At 75.5% G+C, this 4,041-nt stretch carries 4 protein-coding genes; all 4 read left to right on the top strand.

Features of this window, described 5'->3' with window-relative positions:
• Positions 1-1,191, top strand: a 1,191-nt coding sequence (locus tag MHW47_RS32975; protein ID WP_239227520.1) for an ADP-ribosylglycohydrolase family protein, incomplete at its 5' end; no start/stop codon positions are given.
• Entirely contained in the window at positions 1,188-2,072 is an 885-nt protein-coding gene (gene rbsK / locus MHW47_RS32970) for a ribokinase (protein WP_239227519.1), read from the top strand. The genes MHW47_RS32975 and rbsK, both read left to right, overlap by 4 nt.
• Positions 2,069-3,268, top strand: a complete 1,200-nt coding sequence (locus tag MHW47_RS32965; RefSeq protein ID WP_239227518.1) for a CaiB/BaiF CoA-transferase family protein — start codon at positions 2,069-2,071, stop codon at positions 3,266-3,268. Before rbsK ends, MHW47_RS32965 begins: the two co-directional genes overlap by 4 nt.
• Positions 3,265-4,041: CoA ester lyase (locus MHW47_RS32960; RefSeq protein WP_239227517.1), on the top strand; the 777-nt coding region annotated here is incomplete at its 3' end. The genes MHW47_RS32965 and MHW47_RS32960, both read left to right, overlap by 4 nt.

The raw sequence follows: 4,041 nt of genomic DNA, 5'->3' as shown, positions 1-4,041 counted from the left end.
GCCGAACAACTGCTCGACGAACTCGCCCTGCTGGAGTCCCCGCTGGCCGCCGACGAACCGGACGGCCTGGACGCGATCCGGACCGCCTGCCCGCAGTGGCCGCGCCCCCGGGGCGGCCGGCCGGCGAGCCGGGAGCGGCTGCACGCGGCCTGGCTGGGCCGGGCGGCCGGCTGCCTGCTCGGCAAACCGGTCGAGAAGCTGCCGCTGGCCGGCATCCGCGCCCTGGCCCGTGCCACCGGGAACTGGCCGCTCGACACCTGGTTCACCGGCCGGGGCGTGCCCGCGCCGCTGGCCGCCGCCTATCCGTGGAACCGGCGCTCCGCGGCCACCTCGCTCGCCGAGAACATCGACGGCATGCCCGAGGACGACGACCTCGACCACCCGCTGCTCACCCTGCTCCTGCTCCAGCGGCACGGCACCGCGTTCACCACCGCCGACCTGGCCCGGCTGTGGCTGGAGGAGCTTCCGGCGGGGCGTACGTTCACCGCGGAGCGCGTCGCGTACCGCAATCTGCTGGACGGTGTCGAGCCGCCGGACACCGCCCGCCGCCGCAACCCGTTCCGGGAGTGGATCGGGGCGCTGATCCGGGCCGACGTGCACGGCTGGACCCGGCCCGGCGACCCGGCCGGGGCGGCGGAGCAGGCGTACCGGGACGCGGTCCTCACCCACACCGGCAACGGCGTCTACGGCGCGATGTTCACGGCGGCCGCGCTGGCCGAGGCGGCCGCCGGCGAGACCGATGTGCACGGCTGCCTGGCCACCGGGCTGCGCGTGGTGCCGCCCCGCTCGCGGTTCGCCCGCGCGGTCCGGGACGGCATCGCCGCCGCCCGCGCGGACCGGGACTTCGATACGGTCGTGGACCGGCTGCACACCGCGTACGGCAGGTATCACTGGGTGCATGTGCTGCCCAACGCGGCCCTGCTGGCCGCCGCCCTCACCCATGCCGACGGCGACTTCACCGCGTCCATCTGCAAGGTGGTGTCCGGCGGCTGGGACACCGACTCCAACGGGGCGACCGCCGGTTCGCTCGCCGGACTGCTCGCCGGACGGCCGGACGCGCTGCCCGAGCGGTGGACGGCCCCGCTGAAGAACCGGCTCGCCACGTCCGTCCCCGGCTTCGACGCGGCCGGTTTCGACACCCTCGCCGGACTCACCCACCGGCTCACCCACGAGGAGGCACTCCGCCCATGACCAGAGTCGCGGTGCTCGGCAGCACCAACATGGATCTTGTGGCCTACGTTGACCGGGCCCCGGAGCGCGGCGAGACCGTCACCGGACGGGAGTTCCGCACCATCCCGGGCGGCAAGGGCGCCAACCAGGCCGTCGCCGCCGCCCGCGCCGGCGGTGACGTACTGATGATCGGCGCGGTCGGCAACGACGAGTACGGCGTGCGGATGCGGGAGAACCTGGAGCACTCCGGGGTGGACACCGACCTGCTGCACACCGCAGAGGGCCCCAGCGGCACCGCCCACATCGTGGTGGACGCGGCCGGCTCCAACGCGATCGTCGTCATCCCCGGCGCCAACGGCACCGTGACCGCGCTCGGGCCCGGCGAGATGGCCGCCATCGCCGAGTCCGACCTGCTGCTGCTCCAGCTGGAACTGCCGCTGTCCGCCGTGATCGAGGGCGCCCGGGCCGGCCACGCCCAGGGCGTACGGACGGTGCTCACCCCCTCGCCGGTACGCAAGCTGCCGGCCGAACTCCTCGACCACATCGACCTGCTGGTCCCCAACGAGCACGAGGCGGCGGAGCTGTCCGGCTACGACGACCCGCACGCGGCGGCGGAGATCCTGCTCGGCCAGGTCCCCGCGGTCCTCATCACGCTCGGCGCCAAGGGCTGCCTGTACGCGGACCGGGCCGGGCGCAGCACTCTCTTCCCCGCGCCGGAGGTCACCGCGGTGGACACCACGGGCGCCGGGGACACCTTCGTCGGCACCCTGGCCGTGGCGCTCGGCGAGGGCCGCCCGGTGCCGCAGGCCATCGCCTGGGCCTCGGCCGCCGCCGCGCTCTGCGTGCAGAAGCCGGGCGCCTCGGTCTCCATGCCGTACCGCGGCGAAATCGACGCCGCGTGAGCGCCCCCGCGGCGCCGCCGCTGACCGGACTGCGGGTCGTCGATCTCGCCACCCTCTTCGCGGGCCCGCTCTGCGCGACGATGCTGGGCGACTTCGGCGCCGAGGTGATCAAGGTCGAGCATCCGGTGCGCCCCGATCCCTCGCGCGGCCACGGGCCGGCGAAGGACGGCGTCGGCCTGTGGTGGAAGATCCTCGGCCGCAACAAGCGCAACCTGACGCTCGACCTCTCCGTCCCCGAGGGCCGCGACCTGCTCCTGCGGCTGGCCGCCGGCACCGATGTGATCATCGAGAACTTCCGGCCGGGCACGCTGGAGCGGTGGGGCCTGGGGCCGGACGAACTGCACGCCGTCAACCCGCGCCTGGTGCTGGTGCGCGTCACGGGCTTCGGCCAGTTCGGCCCGTACGCCCACCGGCCCGGCTTCGGGACGCTCGCCGAGGCGATGAGCGGCTTCGCGGCGATCACCGGGGAGCCGGACGGGCCGCCGACCCTGCCGCCGTTCGGCCTGGCGGACTCGATCGCGGCGCTCGCCACGGCGTACGCGGTGATGGCGGCGCTGGCCGGCCGGGACCGCACCGGCGAGGGCCAGGTGGTGGACATGGCGATCATCGAGCCGATCCTGACGGTGCTCGGCCCGCAGCCCCTCTGGTACGACCAGCTGGGTTACGTGCAGCCGCGCACCGGGAACCGCTCGCGCAACAACGCCCCGCGCAACACCTACCGCACCTCGGACGGGCAGTGGGTGGCCGTCTCCACCTCCGCGCAGTCCGTCGCGGAGCGGGTGATGCGGCTGGTGGGCCGGCCGGACCTGATCGAAGAGCCGTGGTTCGCCACGGGCACCGGCCGCGCCGGGCACAGCGACGAGCTGGACGAGGCCGTGGGCCACTGGATCGGCCGGCACTCCCGCGAGGAGGCGCTGTCCGCGTTCGAGAAGGCGGAGGCCGCCATCGCGCCGGTCCAGGACGTCCGGGACGTGCTGGAGGACCCGCAGTACCGGGCGCTGGACTCCGTCACCGAGATCGACGACCCGGAACTGGGCCCGCTGCGGATGCAGAACGTCCTCTTCCGGCTGTCCCGGACGCCGGGGGCGATCCGCTGGGCGGGCCGCCCGCACGGCGCCGACACCGAGGAGATCCTGACCGAGCTGGGGCTGAGCGGGCCGGAGATCGAGGCGCTGCGGGCGGAGCGGGTGCTGTGAGCGCGGCGGCTCCGCTCACCCTGCTGTACGTGCCCGGTGACCGGCCGGACGTCGTCCGCAAGGCGGCCGGGTCGGGGGCGGACGTGGTGATCGTGGACCTGGAGGACGCGGTCGCCCCCGACCGCAGGGAGTACGCCCGCTCCGCGACCGCCGAGCTGCTGTCCGACCCACCGTCCGCCGCGGCGCCGCCCGTCCATGTCCGGGTGAACGACGAGGCGGACGTGCTGGCGCTGGCCGGGCTGCCGGGGCTCGCGGGGCTGCGGCTGCCGAAGATCACCCATGCCGCGTCCGTCCACCACCTCGCGGCGCTGGCCCCCGGGGTCGCCCTGTGCCCGCTGCTGGAGTCGGCGCTCGGGATCGAGCACGCGTACTCGGTGGCCTCCGCCCACCCCCAGGTCCGGGCGGTCGCGCTGGGCGAGGCGGACCTGCGCGCCGATCTGGGCGTACGGGAGGACGCGGGGCTCGACTGGGCGCGCAGCCGGGTGGTGGTCGCCGCCCGCGCGGCCGGTCTGCCGCCGCCGGCCCAGTCGGTCTTCGCGGACGTGCGGGACCTGGACGGGCTGTGGTCCTCCTGCGCCCGGGGCCGTGCGCTGGGCTTCCTGGGCCGGGCGGCGATCCACCCCCGGCAGCTTCCGGTGATCGAGCGGGCGTACCGCCCGACGCCGCAGGAGGTGGAGGCGGCCCTCGAGATCGTGGAGGCGGCCCGCGCCCGGGCCGGCGCCCAGGCGCTGCCGGACGGCCGCTTCGTGGACGCGGCGGTGGTCGCGCAGGCG

It is taken from the genome of Streptomyces sp. OfavH-34-F, from assembly GCF_022347745.1.
GTDB lineage: Bacteria > Actinomycetota > Actinomycetes > Streptomycetales > Streptomycetaceae > Streptomyces.
The sequence above is the reverse complement of the archived record's forward strand: the minus strand, read 5'-3'. Positions and strand labels throughout refer to the sequence as shown.